We start from the raw sequence: 22198 nt of genomic DNA on the forward strand, positions 1-22198 counted from the left end.
GGGCTAGGAACTGATGTCCTGATAGCGCTTCAGCGCTTCGGCCCGCTCGGCGCCGTGGTCGACGATGAAATCCGGATACCCGTGCGGACGTTCGCCTTTGCGTAGATGGACGTCAGCGGTGTCATTCAGCTCGGGGACCCAGCGCCGGACGTAATCGCCTGCAGGGTCGAACTTTTCACCCTGGGTGATCGGGTTGAACACCCGAAAGTACGGCGCGGCGTCCGTGCCACACCCCGCGCACCACTGCCAGCCGTGTTGGTTGCTGGCCATGTCGCCGTCGGTGAGTTGATCCAGGAACCATTCGGCACCCCACTGCCACGGCAGGTGAAGGTCCTTGACCAGAAACGATGCGACGATCATCCGCACCCGGTTGTGCATGAAGCCGGTCTCGCGCAGTTGGCGCATGCCCGCATCGACGATCGGAAATCCGGTTTTGCCCGCCTTCCACGCCTCGAAGCGACGTCTGGCCTCGGCGCCGGTGTCGGTCGAGATGGCGTCGAAGTCGCTGTTCCAGTTTCGCCAGATGCTGGCCGGCCAGTGATGCAGCACCCCGGCGTAGAAGTCACGAAAGGCCAACTCCCGCAAATATGTTTGCGCTCCGGCAGTACGCAGGTTCATCGCCGCGAGCATGGTTCGGGGGTGGATGGTGCCGAACTTCAGGTGTGCCGACATCCGGCTGGTGCCCATCAGGTCCGGCCGGTCGCGGTCTTGGGCGTAGCGGTCCAGCGCGTCGTCGACGAAATCCTCCCATTGCGAAAGTGCGGCCGCCTCACCGGCATCGACGTCGAGCTCGATGCCAGGGTCGGGGATCTTGCACTGCTTGACCACATGGGCCGGATCGAGCCAGCGTGCGGAATCGGCACTCGATTGCGCGGGCTGGCGCCATCCGACTTCCCGCCACTTCCGCAGAAACGGCGTGAATACCTTGTAGGGTTCGCCATCGTCCTTGGTGACGCGGCCGGGCGACACCAGATAGGGCGATCCGGTCGCCACCAGGGGCACCGAACCCAGTGCCGCACGCACCTTTTCGTCGCGGCGCTTTCCGTATGGCGCAAAGTCTTCGGAGATGTGTACCGCGGACGCGCCGATCTTCTCGGCAATGCGGGGAATCTGTTCTTCGGCCGTCCCGCGGGTCACCAGCAACCGCCCATCCAGGTCGTCGCGCAGTTGTCGCAATGTGTCGCCCAAGAATTGCAGGCGGCGCCGGCCCGACGACTTCTCGAGACGTGGATCGACGACGAAGCAGGCGAGCACGTCCTCGGTTTCGGCGGCGGCGAGCAGCGCGGGATGATCGCACAAGCGCAGGTCGCGGCGAAACCACAAGAGCGCGGGCATTATTGAACGCGGCGGTTGAGTCGCCAGATATGGGTGGACAGCACGGTAGCAAACGCGCACCACAGCGGGTAGGGCGAGAGCGCCGCGCCGGCGCGTGGGTCCGCCGCGGCGGCCCGGCGGGCAAGGTCGGCGCTGCTGACCGTCAGTGCGGCCGCGCCCAGCACGGATGCCCCGAGTTTGTGGAAGCGGAAGAAGAGCCAACTCCATCCGGCGTTGAGCAGCAGGTTGACGCTCAGTGCCGCGGCATAGCCGCGCGCCTTGTCGTGCTGTCCCGCCGCGCGAAACTTGTCGATTGTCACCGCGGAGGTGGTGGCGATGTCGGCGTAGAGGGTCGTCCAGACGATGGGGAAAGCGGCACCGGGTGGCTGGTAAGCAGGTTTGCGCAGCCGCGAGTACCAGGCGGGAACGCGACGTGGGCTGGCGATGCTACCGGTGCCTGCGGCCACCGCGACGGCGAGTGTCGTCGCGGCCAGGGTCGATCGCTTCACAGTCTGCTCCGCTCTTCTTGTAGGGAATTCATTTGCCGGTCAACGGTTTTGGTATGGGTCGGGTCGGCGGGCCACCAGATGCGATCGCCGATCAGGGCGAACAGCGCGGGGATGACGAGCGTGCGCACCACGAAGGTATCCAGCAGGATCCCCAAGCCCACGATGATGCCGAGCTGGGTCAGCACGATCAGCGGCAATACTCCGAGCACGCAGAAGACCGCCGCCAAAACGATTCCCGCGCTGGTGATCACGCCGCCGGTGGCCGACACCGCGCGGATCATGCCCTCGCGCGCTCCGTGCTGCGCGGCCTCTTCGCGGGCGCGGGTGACCAGGAAGATGGTGTAGTCCACCCCGAGGGCCGCCAGGAACAGGAACGCGAACAGCGGGGTGCTGTTGTCCAGCGCCGGAAATCCGAAGACGTGCATGCTCGTCCAGCCGCCGAGACCGAGCGCGGCCAGCGCGCCGAGGATCGTCGCGGACAGCAGGCTGGGTGGCGCGAGTGCCGAGCGCAGCAGTACGAACAGGACGATCAGAATCACGGCCAGGATCGCCGGGATCAGCATCAGCCGGTCGTGGACCGCCGCGTCGCGAACGTCAAGGGCCGCAGCGTCGGCACCGCCGACCAGCGCGCCGGGGGAGACGGATTTGGTCGAATTGCGCAGTGCGGCAATGGTTGTGAATGCGCGATCCGACGACGGCGGGGAATCGGTGACCACCGACCAATTCGTCAAGCCGGATGTCGACTGACCCGCGTCGGTTGCCGACACCACACCGGGAGTCGCGACGATCGCGGCCCGCACCTGCGTTGCCTGGGCGGTGGGAGCGACGACCAGTGTGGGGTTGGCCAGGCCGGCGGGAAAGTGCGCGGCCACCACGTTGTAACCGGACACCGAGTCTGCCTGGACCCGGAACTGCTGGGTCTGCGACAAGCCGATTCGGGTTCCCAGTAGGCCGCCGGCCAGGGCCGCCAGCACCGCGATCGAGACGGCGGCGACGACGCCGGGACGGCGGGCGACCTGTTCGGCGACCCGGTGCCAGGCTCCGGTGTCGAGGGTGGCCGCGCCGTCGGGCGGGGGGACCAGCGGCCAAAACAGTCGCCGGCCGCACAGCGCGAGCAGCGGCGGCAGCACCACCAATACCGAGAGGGCCGCGACTACCAGTCCGCAGGCCGCCAGCGCTCCCAGGCTGCGGGTGCTGGGCGTCGACGCGAAGAGCAGGGTGAGCAGCGCCAGGACCACGGTGGCATTGCTGGCGACAATGGCCGGCCCGGCCCGGCGCACCGCGCGGCGCAACGCGGCGCGATGCTCGGCGTGGCTCCGAAGTTCTTGCCGGTAGCGGGAAATCAGCAACAGCGCGTAGTTGGTGCCCGCGCCGAACACCAGCACGCTGGTGATGCCGGACGTCGCGCCGTCGAAGCTCAATCCGGTCAGCGACGCCACCGCGGTGCCCACCGCCGCCGCGACCCGGTCGGCGAATCCGATCACCAGCAGCGGTGCCAGCCACAGCACCGGCGAGCGGTAGGTGGCGATCAGCAACAGCGCGACCACCGACGCCGTCACCGCCAGCAGAGTGATGTTGGCGTCGGTGAACGCGTTGGCGATATCGGCGCCGAAGGCCGGGCCCCCGGTGACGTGGGCCCGCAGGTCCGCGGGCAAGCCGGCGTCGGCGGCGGTGCGCAGCGCGGCGACCCCCTCGTTGAGCACCATGCCCGACAAGTCGGCGCGGATGGGCACCACGGCGATGGCCGCCTTGCCGTCCGCCGACACGATCGGTGGCTGCGGGCTGGCGGCGCCGAAGGGCGCCACGACGGCCTGCATCCGGTCGCGGGCCGCCCCGACCGCGGTCACGTCGGCGGCGTTCAGCGGCGCGCCGTCGGCGCGATTGACGACCAGCAGCAGGGGAACCCGATCGCCGCCGGGAAATTGCCGGGCTGCGGCGTCGACCTGCGCGGAGTCCGAGTCGACGGGCACCGACAGCGGTGCCTGGCCGGCTGCCGCGTTCCCGCCGATGACCACCATGAAGCCGATACCCAGCAGGACCGCGGCCAAGCCCAGGCGCCATGAACGCCGGCCTGTCACGGCCGCCGCCAAAGCATTCCACATCACGACACCAACTTTTCCACCATTTCAGTCAATTAAACATTAATGAACTGAAATGACCAGCCCGTGAAGATATGCTGCTGTCGGATATGAACGCTGACGAAGTCCGCTGGAGCCGCGAGGCGCTGGAGTCGCTGATGTCGGCCGATCTGCGTGAGATGTCAACCGAATCCGACCAGATCGGCCGCTTGTTCGCGACGTCTCAAGACGTGCGCCCCACCGATTTCCGTGCCCTGCTGCACATCATGGTCGCCGAATCCAGCGGGCGGCCGATGACGTCGGGAGACCTCAGCCAGCGGATGGGGCTGTCGGGTGCCGCGATCACCTACCTGGTCGACCGGCTGATCGAGTCCGGCCACATCTGGCGCGACTCGCATCCCAAGGACCGGCGCAAGGTCATCCTGCGTTTTTCCGAGCCTGGCCTCGACACGGCCCGGTCGTTCTTCACCCCCCTGGGCGCACACACCCGCGCGGCGCTGCAAGGCCTGCCCGACGCCGATCTCGCGGCCGCCCACCGCGTCTTTGCCGCGCTGATCGCGGCGATGCAATGCTTCCAGGGTGAATTGGGCGCTCCCCAGCCCTGATTCGCGCGGTATTTCGTGCGGTTCACCGCTGGGTGCGCCCGAGTAGGTGACGCAAGGCCTGGTCCAGGTCGGGTTGGCGGAACCGGTGCCCCGCCTGGCTGAGCCGCTGCGGGACGACGTGTTGACTGGCACAGGCCAACTCGCGGGCGCCCTGCCTGCCGAGCAACAGCCGGGGCCCGAGCGACGGAACGGGCAATACCGCGGGCCGGCGCAGCACGCGGGCCAGGGTGCGGGTGTACTCGGCGTTGCGAACCGGTTGCGGGGCAACGGCATTCACCGGCCCGGACAGCTCGGTGTCCCAGAGTGCGCGGTGATACACGTCGAGCAGATCGTCAATCCCTATCCAGGACAACCACTGTCGGCCGTCACCGAGGCGGCCGCCCAGCCCGGCGCTGAACAACGGACGCATCAGCTTCAGCGTGCCGCCGCGGGGGGATTGCACGATGCCGGTGCGGACCTGCACCACCCGCACCCCGGCCTGTGCGGCCGGCGCGGTCGCGTCCTCCCAGTCGGCGACGACGTCGGCAAGGAACCCGTCGCCGCGCCCGCTTGCCTCGGTGAGTTCCTCTTCGCCGCGGTCGTATCCGTAATAGCCGACCGCCGAGGCCGAGATCAGGACCGTCGGGCGGACGGCGGTGCGCGCCACCAGTTCGGCCAGTCGGCGGGTTGGGCCAATCCTGCTGTCGCGCACCGCCTTGCGGTGGCCCTCGGTGAACCGGCCGGCGATCGAGGCACCGGCCAGGTGAATGACCGCATCGACCCCGGCCAGCAGATCTGGGTCGGGGTCGTCGGGATTCCACTGGCGTTCGTCGCCGCCGCCTGCGGCATGGCGAACCAGCTGGATGACGCGATGCCCGCCGGTACACAAAAACGCGGACAGTGCCGAACCGACCAGTCCCGACGACCCGGTGATCGCGACGGTCAGCGGAGCCAGACCGTGCTCGGCCGCCAGCCGGTGCGCGGCCAAATCATCGGCCAGTTGCCGGTGCCGATAGATGAACATCGGACGCAACGCCGCGCCGGGCACCGGCGTTTGGACCCGGTCGATCACCCGGGTGCGGTTGTCGCCGAGGTCGTCGAATTCGTGGATATGTCGCCACCGCACGGCGATGCGGGCCGGCAGCGAGGTGAGCCCGTCACTGCCGATGCTGTCGACGAAGCGGCGCGGCGGGTCGTAGCCGTCGGCCTGGTGCTCGGCTATCCAGCGCAGGCCGCCGGGCAGGGCGAGTTCGGCGCGCCCGTCCCGCAGCGATGAGGCCTCGGTGACCAGCCGCATCGGCGCCCACGGCGGCGACAGCCGTTCGAAGGCACCCGGTCGGGTGTACCAGGCGAACACGTCTTCCCGCGGCGCGTCGACCACGCTCGAATATTCCAGTCCCATGGTTTCCAAAGTTACCCACGACGGGAGCATGCCTTGCGCCATCGTGGGTAACAGGGATGCATGAGTATTCACAGCGGACTGCGGTCCCTGCTCGACACCGCCCTGGATCGGACGATCGTCGGGGGGTATACCCGCATCGGCTATCAAGTGCGCCAGTGGGGGTGGCCCGACGACCGGCAGCCGAATGCGTTGAAGGGGCGAACGGCGCTGGTCACCGGTGCGAATCGGGGAATCGGCAAAGCGATCGCCACGGGCCTGGCGCAGCTGGGCGCGACCGTGCTGCTGACCGTCCGCGACGAGGCGAGCGGCGAGGAGGCCCGAAAAGAGATCGTCGACGCCAACCCCGACGCCGATGTGCAGGTCGAGGTCTGCGACGTGTCCGACCTCTCCGCGGTCCGTGCGTTCGCGGCCGACTTGTCCGCCCGGGTGTGGGGATTGGATGTGTTGATCCACAACGCCGGGGTGTTGCCGTCCGAGCGGACCGAGACCGCTGACCGGCACGAGGTCACCCTGGCCACGCATGTGCTGGGTCCGGTGCTGTTGACCGAGTGCTTGCTGCCGGTTCTGCGCGGCGCCGAGGACCCGCGGGTGATCTTGATGTCCTCGGGTGGGATGTACACCCAGTCGCTGCCCGCCGACGACCCCGAATACTTCGACGAGCCGTATAGCGGCGTCACCGCCTATGCGCGCACCAAACGAATGCAGGTGGCGCTGACGCCGATTCTGGCCCGCCACTGGGCCGACGACAACATCCGCGTCTACGCCATGCACCCCGGCTGGGCCGATACCCCGGGGGTGGCCACGTCGCTTCCGGCGTTCCGCTCACTCACCGGCCCGCTGTTGCGCACTCCCGAGCAGGCGGCCGACACCGCCATCTGGCTGGCCGCGACCGAGCCGCCGCCACCGAGCGGCGGCTTCTGGCACGACCGGCGGCCCCGCCCGGAGCACTATCTGCCGTTGACGAGGTACGGCGTGGGCGAGCGCGAACGGCTCTGGCGGTACTGCGCCTATTCGGTCGGCATCGACGATGCGTGAGGCTCAGCGGTCGGGCAGCGCGTGCTCGACGATGGGCAGTCGGGGCAGTTGCTGACGCTCACCGCGCTTGGCCGCCAGATACACCTGTGCGGTCTGGCCGGCCACCGTCTGCCAATCGAAGTCTGAGGTGAGCCGTTCGCGGGCGGCGCGAGCGCGGAGCTGCGCGGCGTCCGGATCGTCGAGCACCGTGCGCACCGCCGCGGCCAGTCCGGCCACGTCGCGGGGCGGACACGACACCCCGGTCTGCCCGTTGATCACCGCTTCACCCAGGCCGCCGATGTTGGACGTCACCAACGGGGTACCGGCCGCGGCGGCTTCCAGCGCTACGAGCCCGAACGGCTCGTAGTGGCTGGGGAACACCGCGGCGTCGGCCCGATGCAGCGCCGCCAGCAGTTCGTCGTGGTGCAGATGCCCGACGAACCGAGTTGCCTTGACTACCCGGTGTTTACGAGCCTGCTCGACCAGCCAGTCCTGCTGAGTGCCGTCACCGGCGATGGTCAACGTGGTACCCGGGTTGGTGCGCCTGATCCGCGGCAGCGCGGCGATGAGGTCGTGCACGCCCTTCTCGTACTCCAGGCGCCCGACGTAGAGCAGTTCGGCGGGCCCGGTGCGTGCGCGCCGCGGCGCGAACGGCCAGCGCGCCGCGTCGATCCCGTTGCGGATCACGGTGGTTTCGGCCAGGCCGGGGCCGAACAGTTCGGTGATCTCGTCGCTCATCGACGCCGAACATGTGATCAGCGAATCGGATTCACGCACCAGCCACGACTCGACCGCGTGCACCTGGCGGCTGATCGCTCCGGACACCCAGCCCGAATGCCTGCCCGCCTCGGTCGCGTGGATCGTGGAAACGATTGGCACGTCATAGTATTGGGCCAGCGCAACGGCGGGGTGGGCGACCAGCCAATCGTGTGCGTGCACCACGTCGGGACGCCAGGACCGGTCGGTGCCGTATTTCTTGAGCGGCAGACCGGCGCGGATCATCGCGTGGCCCATCGCCAGCGTCCAGGCCATCATGTCTGTGCCGAAGGCGAATTCGTGCGGATCCTGCGCGGCCGCGATCACCCGGACGCCCTCACTGATCTCGTCGGACGACGGGTGCGTGCTCGGATCGGTGCCCGACGGGCGCCGCGACAGCACGACCACGTCGTGGCCGGCAGCTGCCAGCGCGGTGGACAGGTGATGCACGTGGCGGCCCAGCCCGCCGATCACGACCGGCGGGTACTCCCAGGACACCATCAGGATTTTCATCGGGGCAGCCTTCGGGCATCCAGGGCGCCGAACACGCTGTCGGCGCGGTTCCATCCGTCGGCCAGTCGTTGCGCGGTGTCGCGCCGGCCCGAGGCCAGTGCGCCGGCGATCTCGCGGGTGGCGTGTGCGTGCAGGTGTGCGCGGTAGCGGGCGTAGTCGGCGGCCGAGTCCTTGCTGACCATGAACGGCCAGTCGCTGGACACGGTCAGCAGGGTCTCGCGCAGGATCTGGTCGGCGACGCGATCGCGGGGGGTCGGCCCGTCCGAGGTCTGTGACAGCGCCTTGTCGACCGTGCTCAGCGCGGTGTCGACCACCTCGGTGTTGAGCTGGACGAGGTCGGCGACCTTGTCGCCGGCCCACACCTGCCAGTCCTTGCCCGAGCCCCACGAACTGGGCGGCAGCGCCACCGGCTCGCCGACGAATCCGCCCGCGAGCGCGTCGCGCAGCGTGCCCACCTGCACACCGGCGGCGGGCAGTGCCCGCAGCACCCGCGCCAGCCAGGTCGGTCCCTCGTACCACCAGTGGCCGAACAGTTCGGTGTCGAAGGCCGCGATCACGTGAGCGGGACGCCCGATGCGCTCGGACTCGCTGCGCAGCCGGTTGCGGACCACGTCGACGAAGTCGGCGACATGGACGTCGACGGCGCGGTCGGCGCGCTCGGGGTCATACGGCGACTTGGCGTCCGAGGACACGTTGCGGCCGGTGACCCGCGCCGGCTTGAGCCCGGTCAGGTGGTCGTAGGTGTGGAAGTCGCGGTAGGCGGCATGCCCGGGGTAGCCGGATTTCGGCGACCACACCCGGTAACTGACCTGCAAATCGCGCCCGAAGGCCACCACGTCGCTGTCGCCGACGGTCCGGCCCAGCGCGGTGTCGCCATGCAGCGACGGGCCGTCGACCATGAAGTGCGTGATCCCGGCGGCGGCGTAGTCGTGTTCCATGCCGGGGGCGTAGGCGCACTCGGGCGCCCAGATGCCGCCGGGGCTTTGCCCTTTTCGCATCCCTAGGCGATGCTGGGCGTCGGCCAGGCCTTCACGCAACGCGAACTCGCGCAGCCGGGGCGCGAGCAGCGGCTGGAACGGGTGGGCCAGCGGGCCGCCGAGCAGCTCCACGGTCCCGGCATCGATCAGGCTGCGCAGCAGCGGGCTTCCGCCGTGCCGCCACCGGGTCGCGAACTCGTCCAGCGCTTGGTCGGCCTCCGCGCATTCACGAATCCCGAACTCCCGCAACGCTTCCGGTGTGCAGGATTGGTAGCCGGCCGACTTCGATTTGGGTATCGACCGCACGCTGGCGGCTTCGGCCGCGCGCAGCCGCCAGTTGGCCAGCCAGTGATGCATGCCGTCGAGGCAGTACGGGTCATCGAGCTGGGCGTTGACCACCGGGGTGACGCCGAGCGTGATCAACCGGTGGCGATCCTCGTCGGCCAGCGTGCGCAGCACCCGCAACAGCGGAAGGTAGGAGGCTGCCCAGGACTGGTAGAGCCATTCCTCGCCGACCGGCCAGCGGCCATGGTGGGCCAGCCACGGCAGGTGCGTGTGCAGCACCAGCGTGAACATGCCGGGCACCGGCGTGCCGGATGTGCTCACGGCCGCACCGCGATTGCGATCAGATCCAGGCTGTCATCAATAGGGCGGACGTTGCGGTCGCCGGCGGCCACCAGGTCGAAGTCGTCGATGGTGACCGCGGCGACGTCGGCGGCCAGCTCGGGCGGCCACGGCACTCCCTCGTCGCTGGCCACCGCCAGTGCGATCTGCGCGTCGATGATCGAACCGCCGTGGCGGGCATCCATCTCCCGCAGGCGCGCACCGTGGAACAGTCCGCTGACCGCCACCTGGGAGAAGCCCGCGCCGACCAGCAGTTCCGTCAGCTCGTCGGCGTTCAATTCCCTGGTGTGAAAAGGGTTGATCGGGGTGTCACGGCCCGGGGAGAAGGTGATCCGGTTGGGCGTGGACATCATCAGCAACCCCGAGGGACGCAGTACCCGGGCGCATTCCTTGACGAACTGGGTCTGGTCCCATAGGTGCTCGATGACCTGGAAATTCACCACAACGTCCATCGACGCATCCGGCAGTGGCAGCTCGGCCAGGTTGGCCTGCATGACTTCCACCCGGGGATAGCGGCCGCGGACGTGGGCCACCGCCGCCTCGTCGTAATCCACCGCGACGACCCGCCGAGCGCGCTCGGCGATCAAATCGGCGCCGTAACCTTCGCCACATCCGGCCTCGAGCACGTCGCGGCCCACACAGTGCGTTGCCAGCCGCTGGTACACCACTTGATGGCGGCGGAACCAGTAGTTCTCGATGTCCAGGTCAGGGATGGTGCGCTCGCCCGTCAGCGTCAACACCGCTGGGGTCGCAGGCAAGACCGCCGGTGAGGTGCCGTCGGGGATGCCGAGGGGAACGTCGGGGACGAATGCGCTCATTGCATAGGGAGGCTAACGCGAAGTATCGGATTCGCGAACCGTCCCGCGGGGTAGCCCCCGGTCGCAGGAGAGGCAGGCCGCAAGAACCTGCAGTACGACCCGCTATGGTGTGATGGCAGGCCGCACAAAGTTACCGAGTAGTAACACGACCGTGCGCTGCAAAACGCGTACTGAAAGTCTCGTAGCTGGCTGCTGCGAGACTCCTTCAAGGAGGACGAACCACACTCATGACGAACATCGTGGTCCTGATCAAGCAGGTCCCAGACACCTGGTCGGAGCGCAAGCTGACTGACGGCGACTGGACGCTCGACCGCGAGGCCGCCGACGCGGTCTTGGACGAGATCAACGAGCGCGCCGTCGAAGAAGCCCTGCAGATCCGTGAGCGAGAAGGCGGCGAGGGCTCGGTGACCGTGTTGACCGCGGGTCCCGAGCGCGCCACCGAGGCTATCCGCAAGGCGCTGTCGATGGGGGCCGACAAGGCCGTTCACCTCAAGGACGACGGCCTGCACGGCTCGGACGTGATCCAGACCGGATGGGCGCTGGCGCGCGCGCTGGGCACCATCGAGGGCACCGAGCTGGTCATCGCCGGTAACGAGGCCACCGACGGCACCGGCGGTGCGGTCCCGGCGATCATCGCCGAGTACCTGGGGCTGCCGCAGCTGACTCACCTGCGCAAGCTGTCGCTCGAGGGTGACAAGGTCACCGGCGAGCGCGAGACCGATGACGGCTTGTTCACCCTGGAGGCCACACTGCCCGCGGTGGTCAGCGTCACCGAGAAGATCAACGAGCCGCGCTTCCCGTCCTTCAAGGGCATCATGGCCGCCAAGAAGAAGGAAGTCACGGTGCTGACCCTGGCCGAGATCGGCGTTGAGGGCGACGAGGTCGGTCTGGCCAACGCCGGATCGACCGTGCTGGCGTCGACCCCGAAGCCGCCGAAGACCGCGGGTGAGAAGGTCACCGACGAGGGCGAGGGCGGCAACGAAATCGCCAAGTACCTGGTCGGCCAGAAAATCATCTAACCCACATTCCCTTAAGACGAGAAGAGCGAGATAACGCATGGCTGAAGTACTGGTGCTCGTCGAGCACGCTGAAGGCGCGGTGAAAAAGGTCACCGCCGAATTGATCACCGCCGCACGCGCTTTGGGCGAGCCGTCCGCCGTCGTCGTCGGTGCGCCGGGCACGGCCGCGCCGCTGGCCGACGCACTGAAGGAAGCCGGCGCCGCCAAGATCTACGTCGCCGAGTCCGACGATGTCGACAAGTACCTGGTCACCCCGGTCGTCGACGTGCTGGCCTCGCTGGTCGAATCTGCTTCTCCGGCAGCGGTTTTGCTGGCTGCCAACGCGGACGGCAAAGAGGTCGGCGGCCGGCTCGCGGCCCGGCTCGGTTCCGGTCTGCTGGTCGACGTGGTCGACGTCAAAGAGGGCAACAAGGCCATCCACTCCATCTTCGGTGGCGCGTTCACCGTCGAGGCGCAGGCCAACGGCGACACCCCGGTGATCACCGTGCGCGCCGGTGCGATCGACGCGGAGCCGTCGGCGGGTGCGGGTGAGCAGGTCACTGTCGAGGTGCCGGCCGCCGCCGAGAACGCCACCAAGATCACCGCTCGCGAGCCCGCGGTCGCCGGCGACCGCCCGGAGCTCACCGAGGCCAGCATCGTGGTCTCCGGTGGCCGTGGCGTCGGCAGCGCGGAGAACTTCAACGTGGTTGAGGCGCTGGCGGACTCGCTGGGCGCGGCCGTCGGTGCCTCGCGTGCCGCCGTCGACTCCGGCTACTACCCGGGCCAGTTCCAGGTCGGCCAGACCGGCAAGACGGTCTCGCCCCAGCTCTACATCGCGCTGGGCATCTCCGGTGCGATCCAGCACCGGGCGGGCATGCAGACCTCGAAGACCATCGTCGCGGTCAACAAGGACGAAGAGGCGCCGATTTTCGAGATCGCCGACTACGGCGTGGTGGGCGACCTGTTCAAGGTTGCGCCTCAGCTGACCGACGCGATCAAGACCCGCAAGGGCTGATCTCCGCCTTACCCAAAAGCCCCCGCGCGCATGTCGCGTGGGGGCTTTTGGCGTGATTTTCGCCACTGCGCGCGGGTGCGGACCACTACTCGGTCGCTGAATCCGACATCGCGGGTGATATCGCTTTCGAAAGTCGCCGGTAGGTACGGCTCGACTAGTCACGCATCACCGCGCGGCACGAAGAATCGTTCGCCCCGAACATGATTCGGGTTTCCGCCGATGGCGCACCCCGCTCCGGGCGACCGCCGCCAAATTGGCGAGAACGTTAACTGCGAGAAACGCGCGGGTGTTTATCACGTTGCCGCTCTTACGAATACGCGGGCCAAACTCGCTCGCCACACTTGCGCCCTGCAACACATTTCGTCATCTTGCGTGCACCAACACGTCATAGCGCCGATGCCGATTAGCTCCTCGATTGCGTCACGTTGTTTCTCATGAGCATTGCTTCTGTCCTGATACCGAGCGATAAACCGGACGGAGCGGCGACCAGCTCTTCTGGTCCGCGGTACTCGCTGTTGTTGTCCACCGACCCCAGCCTGGTCGAGGCGGCGCAGCGGCTCCGATACGACGTATTCACCAGCACACCCGGCTTCGCGCTGCCGGCATCCGGTGCCGGGGAGCGCGATGTGGACCGCTTTGACGAGTTCTGCGACCACCTGCTGGTCCGTGACGACGACACCGGCGAGCTGGTGGGTTGCTACCGGATGTTGGCACCGGCGGGTGCGATTGCGGCCGGGGGCCTGTACACGGCGACGGAATTCGACCTGCGCGCGCTCGACCCGCTGCGGCCGTCGCTGGTGGAGATGGGCCGTGCCGTGGTCCGCGACGGCCACCGCAACGGTGGCGTCGTGCTGCTGATGTGGGCGGGGATCCTGGCCTACCTGGACCGCTACGGCTACGACTACGTCACCGGGTGTGTCTCGGTGCCGATCGGCGGCGACCCGGGGCCGGAATCGGACCGGGACGCGCCGGGCAGCCAGCTGCGCGGCGTGCGCGACTTCGTCCGGAGCCGGCACGCCGCGCCGCCGCAGTACCAGGTGTTCCCGCACCACCCGGTGGTCGTAAACGGCCGGACTCTCGACGAGATCGCGCCGCCGCCGCGGCCCACGGTTCCGGCGCTGATGCGCGGCTATCTGCGGCTGGGGGCCAAATGTTGCGGCGAGCCCGCCCTGGACTTGGACTTCGGGGTCGGCGACTTCTGCGTGCTGCTGGACAAAGGCCAGGCCGATACCCGATATCTGCGAAGACTGCGGTCGGTATCGGCGGCTTCCGATATGAGCCGCGAGATGGTGGGCGGCGCCCGATGAGCGCTCCCGCAGTCGTCACCGACCACGCCTGGCTACCGCGCGCGACATGCGACAGCACCTGCGTGGGTGTCGGCGCCGCGTCGGCGCGGTGGCTGGTGGCGCTGCGGGTAACGCTCCGCATCATGCTGGCGCTGCTGCTGTTGCTGGTGGCGCCGTTGGCGCTGGTGCCCGGGCCGGGCCAGATGCGCGTGCGACGGTTCTGCTGCGGGATGGTGCTGCGGGTTTTCGGGGTCCGGATCAGCGCGTCGGGCGCTCCGATCCGCAACCTGCGCGGGGTCTTGGTGGTCAGCCCGCACATGTCCTGGTTGGACGTCTTCGCCATCGGTGCGGTGGTGCCCGGGTGGTACGTGGCCCGCGCTGACATGTTCGGCGAGCTCACGGCGCGTCTGCTGAAGATCATTCCGATCGACCGAGCCAGCCTGCGGCGGCTACCCGCGGTGGTGGACACCGTCGCGGACCGGCTGGCTACGGGTCAGACCGTGGTGGCCTTTCCCGAGGGCACCACGTGGTGCGGCGTGGCCTGCGGTTCGTTCTACCCGGCGATGTTCCAGGCCGCAATCGACTCGGGCCGCCCGGTGCAGCCACTCCGGTTGACCTACCACCACGTCAACGGCCTGATCTCGACCGCTCCGGCCTTCGTCGGGGATGACACCCTGTGGGCGGCGATGTGCCGGCTGATCGCCCAGCGCCGCACCCTGGCGCATGTTCACGTGGAATCTCTGCAGCTGCCGGGCACCGACCGGAAGGCGCTGGCACGCCGCAGCCAGTCGGCGGTGGGCGTCGGAGTGGCGCAGCGCCCAGGTCAACGCCACGTGCTGGTCGCTTAGGGGTCTCGGCCGGCCCGGTATCCTGGGGCGCGTCATGGTCTACCTCGATCACGCTGCCACCACCCCGATGCACCCTGTCGCCATCGAGGCGATGACGGCCGTGCTCGGCACCGTGGGCAACGCCTCGTCGCTGCACACCAGCGGCCGCACGGCGCGGCGCCGGATCGAGGAGTCTCGTGAGCTGATCGCGGACAAGCTGGGGGCGCGCCCGTCGGAGGTGATTTTCACCGCGGGCGGCACCGAGAGCGACAACCTGGCCGTCAAGGGGATCTACCGTGCCCGCCGCGACGCCGATCCGCGCCATCGCCGCATCATCACCAGTGCGGTCGAGCACCACGCGGTGCTGGACTCGGTGGACTGGCTCGTCGAGCACGAGGGCGCCCAGCTGACCTGGCTGCCCACCGCCGCCGACGGATCGGTGTCGGCTGCCGCGCTGCGCGATGCGCTGCGCAGCCATGACGACGTCGCGCTGGTTTCGGTGATGTGGGCCAACAACGAGGTCGGCACCGTCATGCCCATCGCCGAACTCGCGGCCGTCGCCGCCGAATTCGGCGTCCCGATGCACAGCGACGCCGTCCAGGCGGTCGGGCAGCTGCCCGTCGACTTCAGCGCCAGCGGGCTGTCGGCGATGAGCGTTGCGGCGCACAAGTTCGGCGGTCCGCCGGCGGTGGGTGCCTTGCTGCTGCGCCGCGACGTGACCTGTGTGCCGCTGTTGCACGGCGGTGGCCAGGAGCGCGATATCCGTTCCGGCACTCCGGATGTCGCGGGCGCGGTCGGGATGGCGGCGGCGATTCGGTTCGCCGTGGACGGCTTGGAGGCCAATACCGCACGGCTGCGCGCGTTGCGCGATCGTCTGGTCGAGGGCGTGCTGGTCGGCATCGACGACGTCCGGTTCAACGGATCCCGCGAATCGCGGCTTCCGGGCAACGCCCACTTCACTTTTCGCGGCTGCGAAGGCGATGCGCTGTTGATGCTGCTGGATGCCAACGGAATCGAATGCTCGACCGGGTCGGCGTGCACCGCCGGTGTCCCGCAGGCCTCCCATGTACTGATCGCGATGGGCGACGACGCGGCCACGGCCCGAGGGTCGCTGCGGCTGTCATTGGGGCACACCAGTGTTGACGCCGACGTCGACGAGGTGCTGCGCGTGCTCCCCGCAGCGGTGGATCGGGCCAGGCGAGCGGCGCTGGCCGCTGCGGGGGCGTCGGGGTGAAAGTTCTTGCCGCAATGAGCGGTGGCGTCGATTCGTCGGTCGCCGCCGCTCGAATGGTCGATGCCGGGCACGAAGTGGTCGGTGTGCACCTGGCGCTGTCGTCGGCGCCCGGCACGCTGCGCACCGGCTCGCGGGGCTGTTGCTCGAAAGAAGATGCCTCCGACGCGCGACGCGTTGCCGACGTGCTCGGAATACCGTTCTACGTTTGGGATTTCGCGGAGAAGTTCGCCGAAGACGTGATCGATGACTTCGTGTCGTCGTACGCGCGCGGCGAGACGCCCAACCCGTGCGTGCGCTGCAATCAACGCATCAAGTTCGCGGCGCTGTCCGCGCGTGCTTTGGCATTGGGATTCGACACGGTGGTCACCGGCCACTATGCCCGGCTGTCGCAAGGGCGGCTGCGCCGCGCCGTCGACCGGGACAAGGACCAGTCCTACGTGCTGGCGGTGCTGACCGCAGAGCAGTTGCGCCATGCCACTTTTCCGATCGGCGACACTCCCAAGCCGCAGATTCGAGCGGAGGCGGCTCGTCGCGGGCTAGCCGTCGCCGACAAGCCCGACAGCCATGACATCTGCTTCATCCCCTCGGGGGACACCCGCGCTTTTCTCGGAGAGCGCATCGCCGTTCGCCGCGGGAACGTGGTCAACGACGACGGCGCGGTGCTGGCCACCCACGACGGCGTGCACGGTTTCACGATCGGGCAGCGCAAGGGCCTGGGCATCGGCGGTCCCGGACCGGACGGTAGTCCGCGGTACGTGACGGCCATCGATGCCGACACCGCGACGGTGCACGTCGGCGGCGCCGCGGACCTCGAAGTGCATGCGCTGACCGGACGGGAGCCGGTCTTCACCGCCGGCGCCGCACCCCAAGGCCCGATCGAGTGTGTGGTTCAGGTGCGGGCCCACGGTGAAACCGAGAGCGCGGTGGCCGAATTGCTCGGCGACGAGCTGTGTGTTCGGTTGCGCGCTCCGCTGCGTGGTGTGGCGCGCGGCCAGACGCTCGTGCTGTATCGGCCGGATTCGGCCGGTGACGAAGTGCTCGGCAGCGCCACCATCGCCGGCACGTCGCGCTAGTTTTCCGCTCGCCGCCCGTCGCCGTCGCGTTCCAAGAATTCTCCAAGCGCTCTCGGAGACTATTCGTGTCGACAGTCGGGTGGTCCCAGAGTGAGAAGGAACGAAAGACGATGAGCGAAAACCAGGCCACGGCACAGGCAGTGCAGACCAACGGTCTCGCCGTTGCGGCATTCGTGCTGAGCATCATGGGCATGTACGCCAGCCCGATCTTGAGCGGCGTTCTGGCCCTGGTCGGAATGCGGCAGGTCAAACAGCGTGGCCAGCAGGGCTTCGCGTTTGCGGTCACCGCCCTGGCGGTCTCCGCGGCCGTCACCGCCCTGCATGTCGCGATGTGGATCGAATGTGGCCACCCGAACTTCGAATTGATGACGACGGCGCACTGGTGACGACGATAGCCCTTGCTCCACAAGCACTTTCATGAAGCCGCGCAGCCGCCTGGTGCCGCTCGACACGAGCCAGGCGGCTGTTGCGCACCGGCGCCGAGCCGCTACCGCGGGATGTTGGCGGCGATATTCGTCATCACGATGTCGGAGACCGATTGCGGGAAGCCGCAGAAGGTGACTTCCACCAACGCCACCGAGAGCACCCGGTAGTCGCGACCGCAGCCGCCGGGCCCCAGGTGCAGCGTGTTGGCATCGGCCTTCCAGTCGCCGACGATCAGCTGGCCGGCCGAGCCGTCGGCGCAGTCGGTGACAGTTGAGACCAGCGCGGTGAACGCGTGCTGCGCGGTCGCGGCATCGTGATAGGCCGCGGCGCCCTCAGAGATCAGCGCGCCGTCGGGCGGGTCCTGAAACGTGGTCTTGTGGAACTCTTCGATGTCGGGCCCGAACGTCGCGGTCTCGGCAAAGATGAACCGGCATGCGCGCGGCGTGGTGTTGGCGAGCGTGTCGATGTCGACCGGAGCGCTGCCGTCCATCGAAGGGATGATCGTCAGGTGCTCGCCGGCGCCGGTGATCGCACGCATCCGCGGCTGATCCAGCAGGATCGTGTCGACGTTGACCCCGTCGACACCCCTGGCCCCGCCGGTGAAACCCGGCAGTGCCGTTCCGTCGGTCACCCGGGTGCATGCGGCAGTCAGCACCACCGCGCCACATATCAGCAGCGGCCACGCGAATCTTGCCTTGCGCCACACCGTTTTGCACCCCTCTAAACCTTAGAGATTAGTCGCGCCGACCGTCGGCTAAACACCCCTGGCCACCGGGGCGCGATGTGACGTCGAATACGGTTGCCCGGTGAGTGTTTTCGCGACCGGCAGCGGCGTGGGTTCGTGGCCCGGCATCGCGGCGCGGGGATCGGCGGAGGTTGTCGTCGGCGAATTGGCGGCCGCGCTGGCCCACCTCGTCGAGCTGCCCGCCAGGGGAGTGGGCGCAGACCTGCTGGGGCGGGCCGGGGGGTTACTGATCGACGTGGCGATTGACACCGTGCCGCGTGGATACCGCATCGCCGCTCGCCCCGGCGCGGTGACACGGCGGGCCGTCAGTTTCCTCGACGAGGACATGGACGCGCTAGAGGAAGCCTGGGAGACGGCCGGTCTGCGCGGTGGTGGACGGGTGGTCAAGGTCCAGGCTCCCGGTCCGATCACGCTGGCCGCCGGGCTCGAGCTGGCCAACGGCCACCGCGCGATCACCGATCCCGGAGCGGTGCGCGATCTGACGGCGTCGCTGGCCGAAGGCGTTGCCACACACCGCGCGGCGCTGTCCCGCCGCCTTGACACACCGGTGGTGGTGCAGTTCGACGAGCCGTCGTTGCCGGCGGCGTTGGGCGGATGGCTGAGCGGGGTCACCGCGCTGAGTCCGGTTGCGGCGCTCGACGAGTCGGTGGCCGTGTCGCTGCTCGACAGCTGCGCCGAGAGGGTGGGCGCCGAGGTGCTGCTGCACAGTTGTGCCGCCGATTTGCCGTGGGACGTGTTGCAGCGCAGTGCAATTAGCGCGATATCGGTCGATGCCGGCACGCTGAAGGCAGCGGACCTGGACGGGATCGCGGCGTTCGTCGAATCCGGTCGCGCGGTGATGTTGGGCGTGGTCGCCGCCACCGCTCCGGAGCGGCCGCCCGCTGCGGAGGAGGTGGCCGCCGCGGTCGTCGCGGTGACCGATCGGCTCGGGTTCGGCCGCTCGGCGCTGCGCGAGCGCATCGGCGTCACCCCGGCATGCGGTCTGGCCGCGGCGACGCCGGCGTGGGCCCGCACCGCGATCGAGCTGGCCCGTAAGGCCGCCGAGGCGATCGCCCGGGACCCCGACGCCATCTAACGCCCCGGGATCGATGTCGGGCGCCTTCGATAGCCTGCCAAGGTGAGTTCGCCAGAAGCTGACCCCACGCTGCCCGATTCCTTGGGGCCCGAGGTTCGCCGGCAATGGCGTGAACTCGCCGACGAGGTGCGCGAACACCAGTTCCGCTACTACGTGCGCGATGCGCCGGTCATCTCCGACGCGGATTTCGACGACCTGCTGCGGCGGTTGGCTGCGCTCGAGGAGCAGCATCCCGAGCTGCGCACACCCGATTCGCCGACTCAGCTGGTCGGCGGCGCGGGATTTGCCACCGATTTCACCTCGGCGGAGCACCTGGAACGGATGCTGTCGCTGGACAACGTGTTCAGCAGCGAGGAATTCGACGTGTGGACCGCACGCATCCACGCCGAGGTCGGCAACGACGTGCCCTTTCTGTGTGAGCTCAAGATCGACGGCGTCGCGCTGTCGTTGGTCTACCGCGACGGCCGACTGGTGCGTGCCGCGACGCGGGGGGACGGCCGCACCGGCGAGGACGTCACGAACAACGCGCGCACCATCGACGACGTCCCGGAACGGCTGACGGCCAGCGACGACTATCCGATCCCTGACGTCCTCGAGGTACGCGGCGAGGTGTTCTTCCGGCTTGCCGACTTCGAAGCGCTCAACGCAAGCCTCGTCGAGGACGGCAAGGCGCCGTTCGCCAATCCGCGCAACAGCGCCGCGGGGTCACTTCGGCAGAAGGATCCCGCGGTGACCGCCCGCCGCAAGCTCCGGATGATCTGCCACGGCGTGGGACACACGGAAGGATTTCGGCCGGCCTCCCTGCACGACGCGTACCTGGCGCTGGGTGGCTGGGGTCTGCCCGTTTCCGAACACACCACCCGGGTCCAGGACGCCGCCGGTGCGCTGGACCGGATCGCCTACTGGGGCGAGCATCGCCACGACGTTGATCACGAAATCGATGGTGTCGTCGTCAAAATCGACGACGTGTCGGTGCAGCGCCGGCTGGGGTCGACCTCGCGGGCGCCGCGCTGGGCGATCGCCTACAAGTACCCGCCCCAAGAGGTGCAGACCGAGCTGCTCGACGTTCGGGTCAACGTCGGCCGGACCGGACGCGTGACGCCCTACGCGGTCTTGACTCCGGTCAAGGTCGCCGGTTCGACGGTCGGGATGGCCACCCTGCACAACGCCGCCGAGGTCAAGCGCAAGGGCGTGCTGATCGGCGACACCGTGGTGATCCGCAAGGCCGGCGACGTGATTCCCGAAGTGCTCGGTCCGGTCGCCGATCTGCGCGACGGCACCGAACGCGAGTTCGTCATGCCTACCCACTGTCCCGAGTGCGGCACCCTGCTGGCTCCGGCCAAGGAGGGCGACGCCGACATCCGCTGTCCCAACTCCCGGTCGTGCCCAGCGCAGTTGCGGGAGAGGGTGTTTCACGTCGCCGGTCGCGGCGCGTTCGACATCGAGGGTCTGGGCTACGAGGCCGCAACCGCACTGCTGGCGGCCGCGGTGATCGCCGACGAGGGAGACCTGTTCACCCTTACCGAGGACGATCTGCTGCGCACCGAGCTGTTCACCACCAAGGGCGGCACGCTGTCGGCCAACGGTAAGCGGTTGCTGGCCAATCTGGACAAAGCCAAGGCGCAGCCGCTGTGGCGGGTGCTGGTGGCGCTGTCGATCCGGCACGTCGGGCCGACGGCCGCGCGCGCCCTGGCGACCGAGTTCGGCAGCCTCGACGCCATCACGTCGGCCTCGACCGAGGAGCTGGCAGCGGTCGAGGGCGTCGGGCCCACCATCGCCGCCGCGGTCACCGAATGGTTCACCGTCGACTGGCATCGCGCGATCGTGGACAAGTGGCAAGCGGCCGGCGTGCGGATGGCCGACGAGCGCGACGCCAGCGTGCCGCGCACGCTGGCCGGGCTGAGCATTGTCGTCACCGGTTCGCTGACCGGATTTTCCCGCGACGACGCCAAGGAGGCCATCGTGGCCCGCGGTGGTAAGGCCGCGGGCTCGGTGTCGAAGAACACCGCCTACGTGGTCGCCGGCGATTCGCCGGGCTCGAAATACGACAAAGCGGTGGAGCTGGGCGTGCCGATCCTCGACGAGGACGGCTTTCGCCGGCTGCTCGAGGACGGCCCCGCCGCGGACGTCACAGCCGATTAACTCCGGCAGTACTGGTCCGTACTGTCCGCAGCGGATCTATGGTGGGCGCTATGACCCAGACCGCCGATTCGTGCACGGAGCCATCACCGTGGTCTGCGCGCGAGGCCGAGCTACTGGCCGTCACCCTGCGGTTACTGCAAGAACACGGCTACGACCAGTTGACGATCGACGCGGTGGCCGGTGCCGCCCACGCCAGCAAGGCCACGGTGTACCGGCGCTGGCCGTCGAAAGCCGAACTGGTGCTGGCCGCCTTCATCGAAGGCGTCCGTCAGGTCGCGGTGGCGCCCAACACCGGCACCTTGCGGGGGGATCTGCTGCTGCTGGGGGAGACGTGCGGTCAGCATGGCCTCGAGCACGCCTCCACCATCCGCGCGGTGATGGTCGAGGTGTCGCGCCATCCCGCGCTCTGCGACGCCCTGCAGGAGCAATTCCTCAAGCAGCGCAAGGCCATGATTCAGCGCGTGCTGCAACAGGCCGTGGACCGCGGCGAGATCCGCCAAGACGTCGTCACCGATGAGCTCTGGGATCTGTTGCCCGGGTATCTGATCTTCCGATCCATCATCCCCGGCCGGCCGCCCACTCGTCGCACCGTGCAAGCTCTCGTCGACGGGTTCCTCATCCCCGGTCTCACTCGATCCAGCACGTAAAAATCAACGGCCGCGCGTCGATAGATGTGTACGGGCGCGTCTCTTGTAGAGTACGGTCCAGTACCGTACTGTGATATCCGTCGAGCGCCCTTGCGCGAGACGACTGCCGTAGTCATAGAGTGATCGAGAACGCCCGACCAT

At 68.5% G+C, this 22198-nt stretch carries 20 protein-coding genes; 12 read left to right on the forward strand and 8 right to left on the reverse strand.

Annotated features, from left to right (window positions below; genetic code table 11):
• Positions 1-3: 3 nt before the first annotated feature.
• Genes ACZY0B_RS06890 through ACZY0B_RS06900 form a run of 3 tightly spaced genes read right to left on the reverse strand, consistent with a single transcriptional unit; the run spans position 4 to position 3925 of the window.
• Positions 4-1335 carry a cryptochrome/photolyase family protein gene (locus ACZY0B_RS06890; protein ID WP_463763281.1) on the reverse strand — a complete coding sequence of 444 codons (1332 nt, stop codon included), beginning with the start codon at positions 1333-1335 and terminating at the stop codon, positions 4-6.
• Positions 1335-1823, reverse strand: a complete 489-nt coding sequence (locus ACZY0B_RS06895; RefSeq protein ID WP_463763282.1) for a TspO/MBR family protein — start codon at positions 1821-1823, stop codon at positions 1335-1337. The genes ACZY0B_RS06890 and ACZY0B_RS06895 overlap by 1 nt, the downstream gene beginning before the upstream one ends.
• Positions 1820-3925, reverse strand: a complete 2106-nt coding sequence (locus tag ACZY0B_RS06900) for an MMPL family transporter (RefSeq protein WP_463763283.1) — start codon at positions 3923-3925, stop codon at positions 1820-1822. Before ACZY0B_RS06900 ends, ACZY0B_RS06895 begins: the two co-directional genes overlap by 4 nt.
• Before the next feature lie 71 nt (positions 3926-3996).
• Here ACZY0B_RS06900 and ACZY0B_RS06905 point away from each other — a divergent pair, with 71 nt between their 5' ends.
• Positions 3997-4506 carry a MarR family winged helix-turn-helix transcriptional regulator gene (locus ACZY0B_RS06905; RefSeq protein WP_463763284.1) on the forward strand — a complete coding sequence of 170 codons (510 nt, stop codon included), beginning with the start codon at positions 3997-3999 and terminating at the stop codon, positions 4504-4506.
• 22 nt (positions 4507-4528) lie between these two features.
• Here the strand turns inward: ACZY0B_RS06905 and ACZY0B_RS06910 are convergent, their stop codons facing one another.
• On the reverse strand, positions 4529-5887 hold the full coding sequence (locus tag ACZY0B_RS06910; RefSeq protein WP_463763285.1) for a TIGR01777 family oxidoreductase: 1359 nt from the start codon (positions 5885-5887) through the stop codon (positions 4529-4531).
• Positions 5888-5947: 60 nt separating this feature from the next.
• Between ACZY0B_RS06910 and ACZY0B_RS06915 the strand changes: the two genes are divergently transcribed.
• Positions 5948-6922, forward strand: coding sequence for an SDR family NAD(P)-dependent oxidoreductase (locus ACZY0B_RS06915; protein WP_463763286.1), 975 nt, complete (start codon positions 5948-5950; stop codon positions 6920-6922).
• A gap of 3 nt (positions 6923-6925) precedes the next feature.
• Here the strand turns inward: ACZY0B_RS06915 and ACZY0B_RS06920 are convergent, their stop codons facing one another.
• The 3 genes from ACZY0B_RS06920 to ACZY0B_RS06930 are packed head-to-tail and all read right to left on the reverse strand — an operon-like array spanning position 6926 to position 10589.
• The gene (locus ACZY0B_RS06920; protein WP_463763287.1) at positions 6926-8170 is read right to left on the reverse strand and encodes a glycosyltransferase family 4 protein; all 1245 of its coding nucleotides are present in this window, start codon (positions 8168-8170) and stop codon (positions 6926-6928) included.
• Positions 8167-9753 carry a 1,4-alpha-glucan branching protein domain-containing protein gene (locus ACZY0B_RS06925; RefSeq protein WP_463763288.1) on the reverse strand — a complete coding sequence of 529 codons (1587 nt, stop codon included), beginning with the start codon at positions 9751-9753 and terminating at the stop codon, positions 8167-8169. The genes ACZY0B_RS06920 and ACZY0B_RS06925 overlap by 4 nt, the downstream gene beginning before the upstream one ends.
• Entirely contained in the window at positions 9750-10589 is an 840-nt protein-coding gene (locus ACZY0B_RS06930) for a class I SAM-dependent methyltransferase (protein WP_463763289.1), read from the reverse strand. The genes ACZY0B_RS06925 and ACZY0B_RS06930 overlap by 4 nt, the downstream gene beginning before the upstream one ends.
• A 227-nt stretch (positions 10590-10816) precedes the next feature.
• On the opposite strand from ACZY0B_RS06930, the gene ACZY0B_RS06935 reads away from it, so the two are divergent.
• The 7 genes from ACZY0B_RS06935 (at position 10817) to ACZY0B_RS06965 (ending at position 17408) form a co-directional block, all read left to right on the forward strand.
• Entirely contained in the window at positions 10817-11608 is a 792-nt protein-coding gene (locus ACZY0B_RS06935) for an electron transfer flavoprotein subunit beta/FixA family protein (protein ID WP_463763290.1), read from the forward strand.
• Positions 11609-11645: 37 nt separating this feature from the next.
• Positions 11646-12602, forward strand: coding sequence for an electron transfer flavoprotein subunit alpha/FixB family protein (locus ACZY0B_RS06940; RefSeq protein WP_463763291.1), 957 nt, complete (start codon positions 11646-11648; stop codon positions 12600-12602).
• A 434-nt stretch (positions 12603-13036) separates the two neighbouring features.
• Positions 13037-13909, forward strand: coding sequence for a GNAT family N-acetyltransferase (locus ACZY0B_RS06945; RefSeq protein WP_463763292.1), 873 nt, complete (start codon positions 13037-13039; stop codon positions 13907-13909).
• On the forward strand, positions 13906-14736 hold the full coding sequence (locus ACZY0B_RS06950) for a lysophospholipid acyltransferase family protein (protein WP_463763293.1): 831 nt from the start codon (positions 13906-13908) through the stop codon (positions 14734-14736). The genes ACZY0B_RS06945 and ACZY0B_RS06950 overlap by 4 nt, the downstream gene beginning before the upstream one ends.
• 34 nt (positions 14737-14770) lie before the next feature.
• Positions 14771-15949: a cysteine desulfurase family protein gene (locus ACZY0B_RS06955; RefSeq protein WP_463763294.1), complete on the forward strand. Its 1179-nt coding sequence runs from the start codon at positions 14771-14773 to the stop codon at positions 15947-15949.
• Complete coding sequence (gene mnmA / locus ACZY0B_RS06960; RefSeq protein WP_463763295.1) at positions 15946-17022, forward strand: tRNA 2-thiouridine(34) synthase MnmA; 1077 nt, start codon at positions 15946-15948, stop codon at positions 17020-17022. The genes ACZY0B_RS06955 and mnmA overlap by 4 nt, the downstream gene beginning before the upstream one ends.
• Positions 17023-17132: 110 nt before the next feature.
• On the forward strand, positions 17133-17408 hold the full coding sequence (locus tag ACZY0B_RS06965; RefSeq protein WP_463763296.1) for a DUF4190 domain-containing protein: 276 nt from the start codon (positions 17133-17135) through the stop codon (positions 17406-17408).
• A 101-nt stretch (positions 17409-17509) separates the two neighbouring features.
• Here ACZY0B_RS06965 and ACZY0B_RS06970 read toward each other — a convergent pair whose 3' ends face one another.
• Positions 17510-18154 carry a sensor domain-containing protein gene (locus tag ACZY0B_RS06970; protein ID WP_463763297.1) on the reverse strand — a complete coding sequence of 215 codons (645 nt, stop codon included), beginning with the start codon at positions 18152-18154 and terminating at the stop codon, positions 17510-17512.
• Positions 18155-18254: 100 nt separating this feature from the next.
• Here ACZY0B_RS06970 and ACZY0B_RS06975 point away from each other — a divergent pair, with 100 nt between their 5' ends.
• From ACZY0B_RS06975 to ACZY0B_RS06985, 3 genes are read left to right on the forward strand one after another with little or no spacing between them, the layout of a single operon-like run.
• Complete coding sequence (locus ACZY0B_RS06975; RefSeq protein WP_463763298.1) at positions 18255-19268, forward strand: uroporphyrinogen decarboxylase/cobalamine-independent methonine synthase family protein; 1014 nt, start codon at positions 18255-18257, stop codon at positions 19266-19268.
• A gap of 42 nt (positions 19269-19310) precedes the next feature.
• Entirely contained in the window at positions 19311-21410 is a 2100-nt protein-coding gene (gene ligA / locus ACZY0B_RS06980) for an NAD-dependent DNA ligase LigA (protein WP_463763299.1), read from the forward strand.
• Positions 21411-21448: 38 nt separating this feature from the next.
• On the forward strand, positions 21449-22057 hold the full coding sequence (locus ACZY0B_RS06985; RefSeq protein WP_463763300.1) for a TetR/AcrR family transcriptional regulator: 609 nt from the start codon (positions 21449-21451) through the stop codon (positions 22055-22057).
• Positions 22058-22198 lie beyond the last annotated feature (141 nt).

The sequence above is a fragment of the Mycobacterium sp. IDUB_19 genome, from assembly GCF_055419445.1.

Coding starts and splice junctions, on each gene's coding strand:
- ACZY0B_RS06890 (WP_463763281.1), bottom strand. CDS start 1,335: ATGCCCGCGCTCTTGTGGTTTCGCCGCGACCTGCGCTTGTGCGATCAT.
- ACZY0B_RS06900 (WP_463763283.1), bottom strand. CDS start 3,925: ATGTGGAATGCTTTGGCGGCGGCCGTGACAGGCCGGCGTTCATGGCGC.
- ACZY0B_RS06905 (WP_463763284.1), top strand. CDS start 3,997: ATGCTGCTGTCGGATATGAACGCTGACGAAGTCCGCTGGAGCCGCGAG.
- ACZY0B_RS06910 (WP_463763285.1), bottom strand. CDS start 5,887: ATGGGACTGGAATATTCGAGCGTGGTCGACGCGCCGCGGGAAGACGTG.
- ACZY0B_RS06915 (WP_463763286.1), top strand. CDS start 5,948: ATGAGTATTCACAGCGGACTGCGGTCCCTGCTCGACACCGCCCTGGAT.
- ACZY0B_RS06920 (WP_463763287.1), bottom strand. CDS start 8,170: ATGAAAATCCTGATGGTGTCCTGGGAGTACCCGCCGGTCGTGATCGGC.
- ACZY0B_RS06930 (WP_463763289.1), bottom strand. CDS start 10,589: ATGAGCGCATTCGTCCCCGACGTTCCCCTCGGCATCCCCGACGGCACC.
- ACZY0B_RS06935 (WP_463763290.1), top strand. CDS start 10,817: ATGACGAACATCGTGGTCCTGATCAAGCAGGTCCCAGACACCTGGTCG.
- ACZY0B_RS06940 (WP_463763291.1), top strand. CDS start 11,646: ATGGCTGAAGTACTGGTGCTCGTCGAGCACGCTGAAGGCGCGGTGAAA.
- ACZY0B_RS06945 (WP_463763292.1), top strand. CDS start 13,037: ATGAGCATTGCTTCTGTCCTGATACCGAGCGATAAACCGGACGGAGCG.
- ACZY0B_RS06950 (WP_463763293.1), top strand. CDS start 13,906: ATGAGCGCTCCCGCAGTCGTCACCGACCACGCCTGGCTACCGCGCGCG.
- ACZY0B_RS06955 (WP_463763294.1), top strand. CDS start 14,771: ATGGTCTACCTCGATCACGCTGCCACCACCCCGATGCACCCTGTCGCC.
- ACZY0B_RS06965 (WP_463763296.1), top strand. CDS start 17,133: ATGAGCGAAAACCAGGCCACGGCACAGGCAGTGCAGACCAACGGTCTC.
- ACZY0B_RS06985 (WP_463763300.1), top strand. CDS start 21,449: ATGGTGGGCGCTATGACCCAGACCGCCGATTCGTGCACGGAGCCATCA.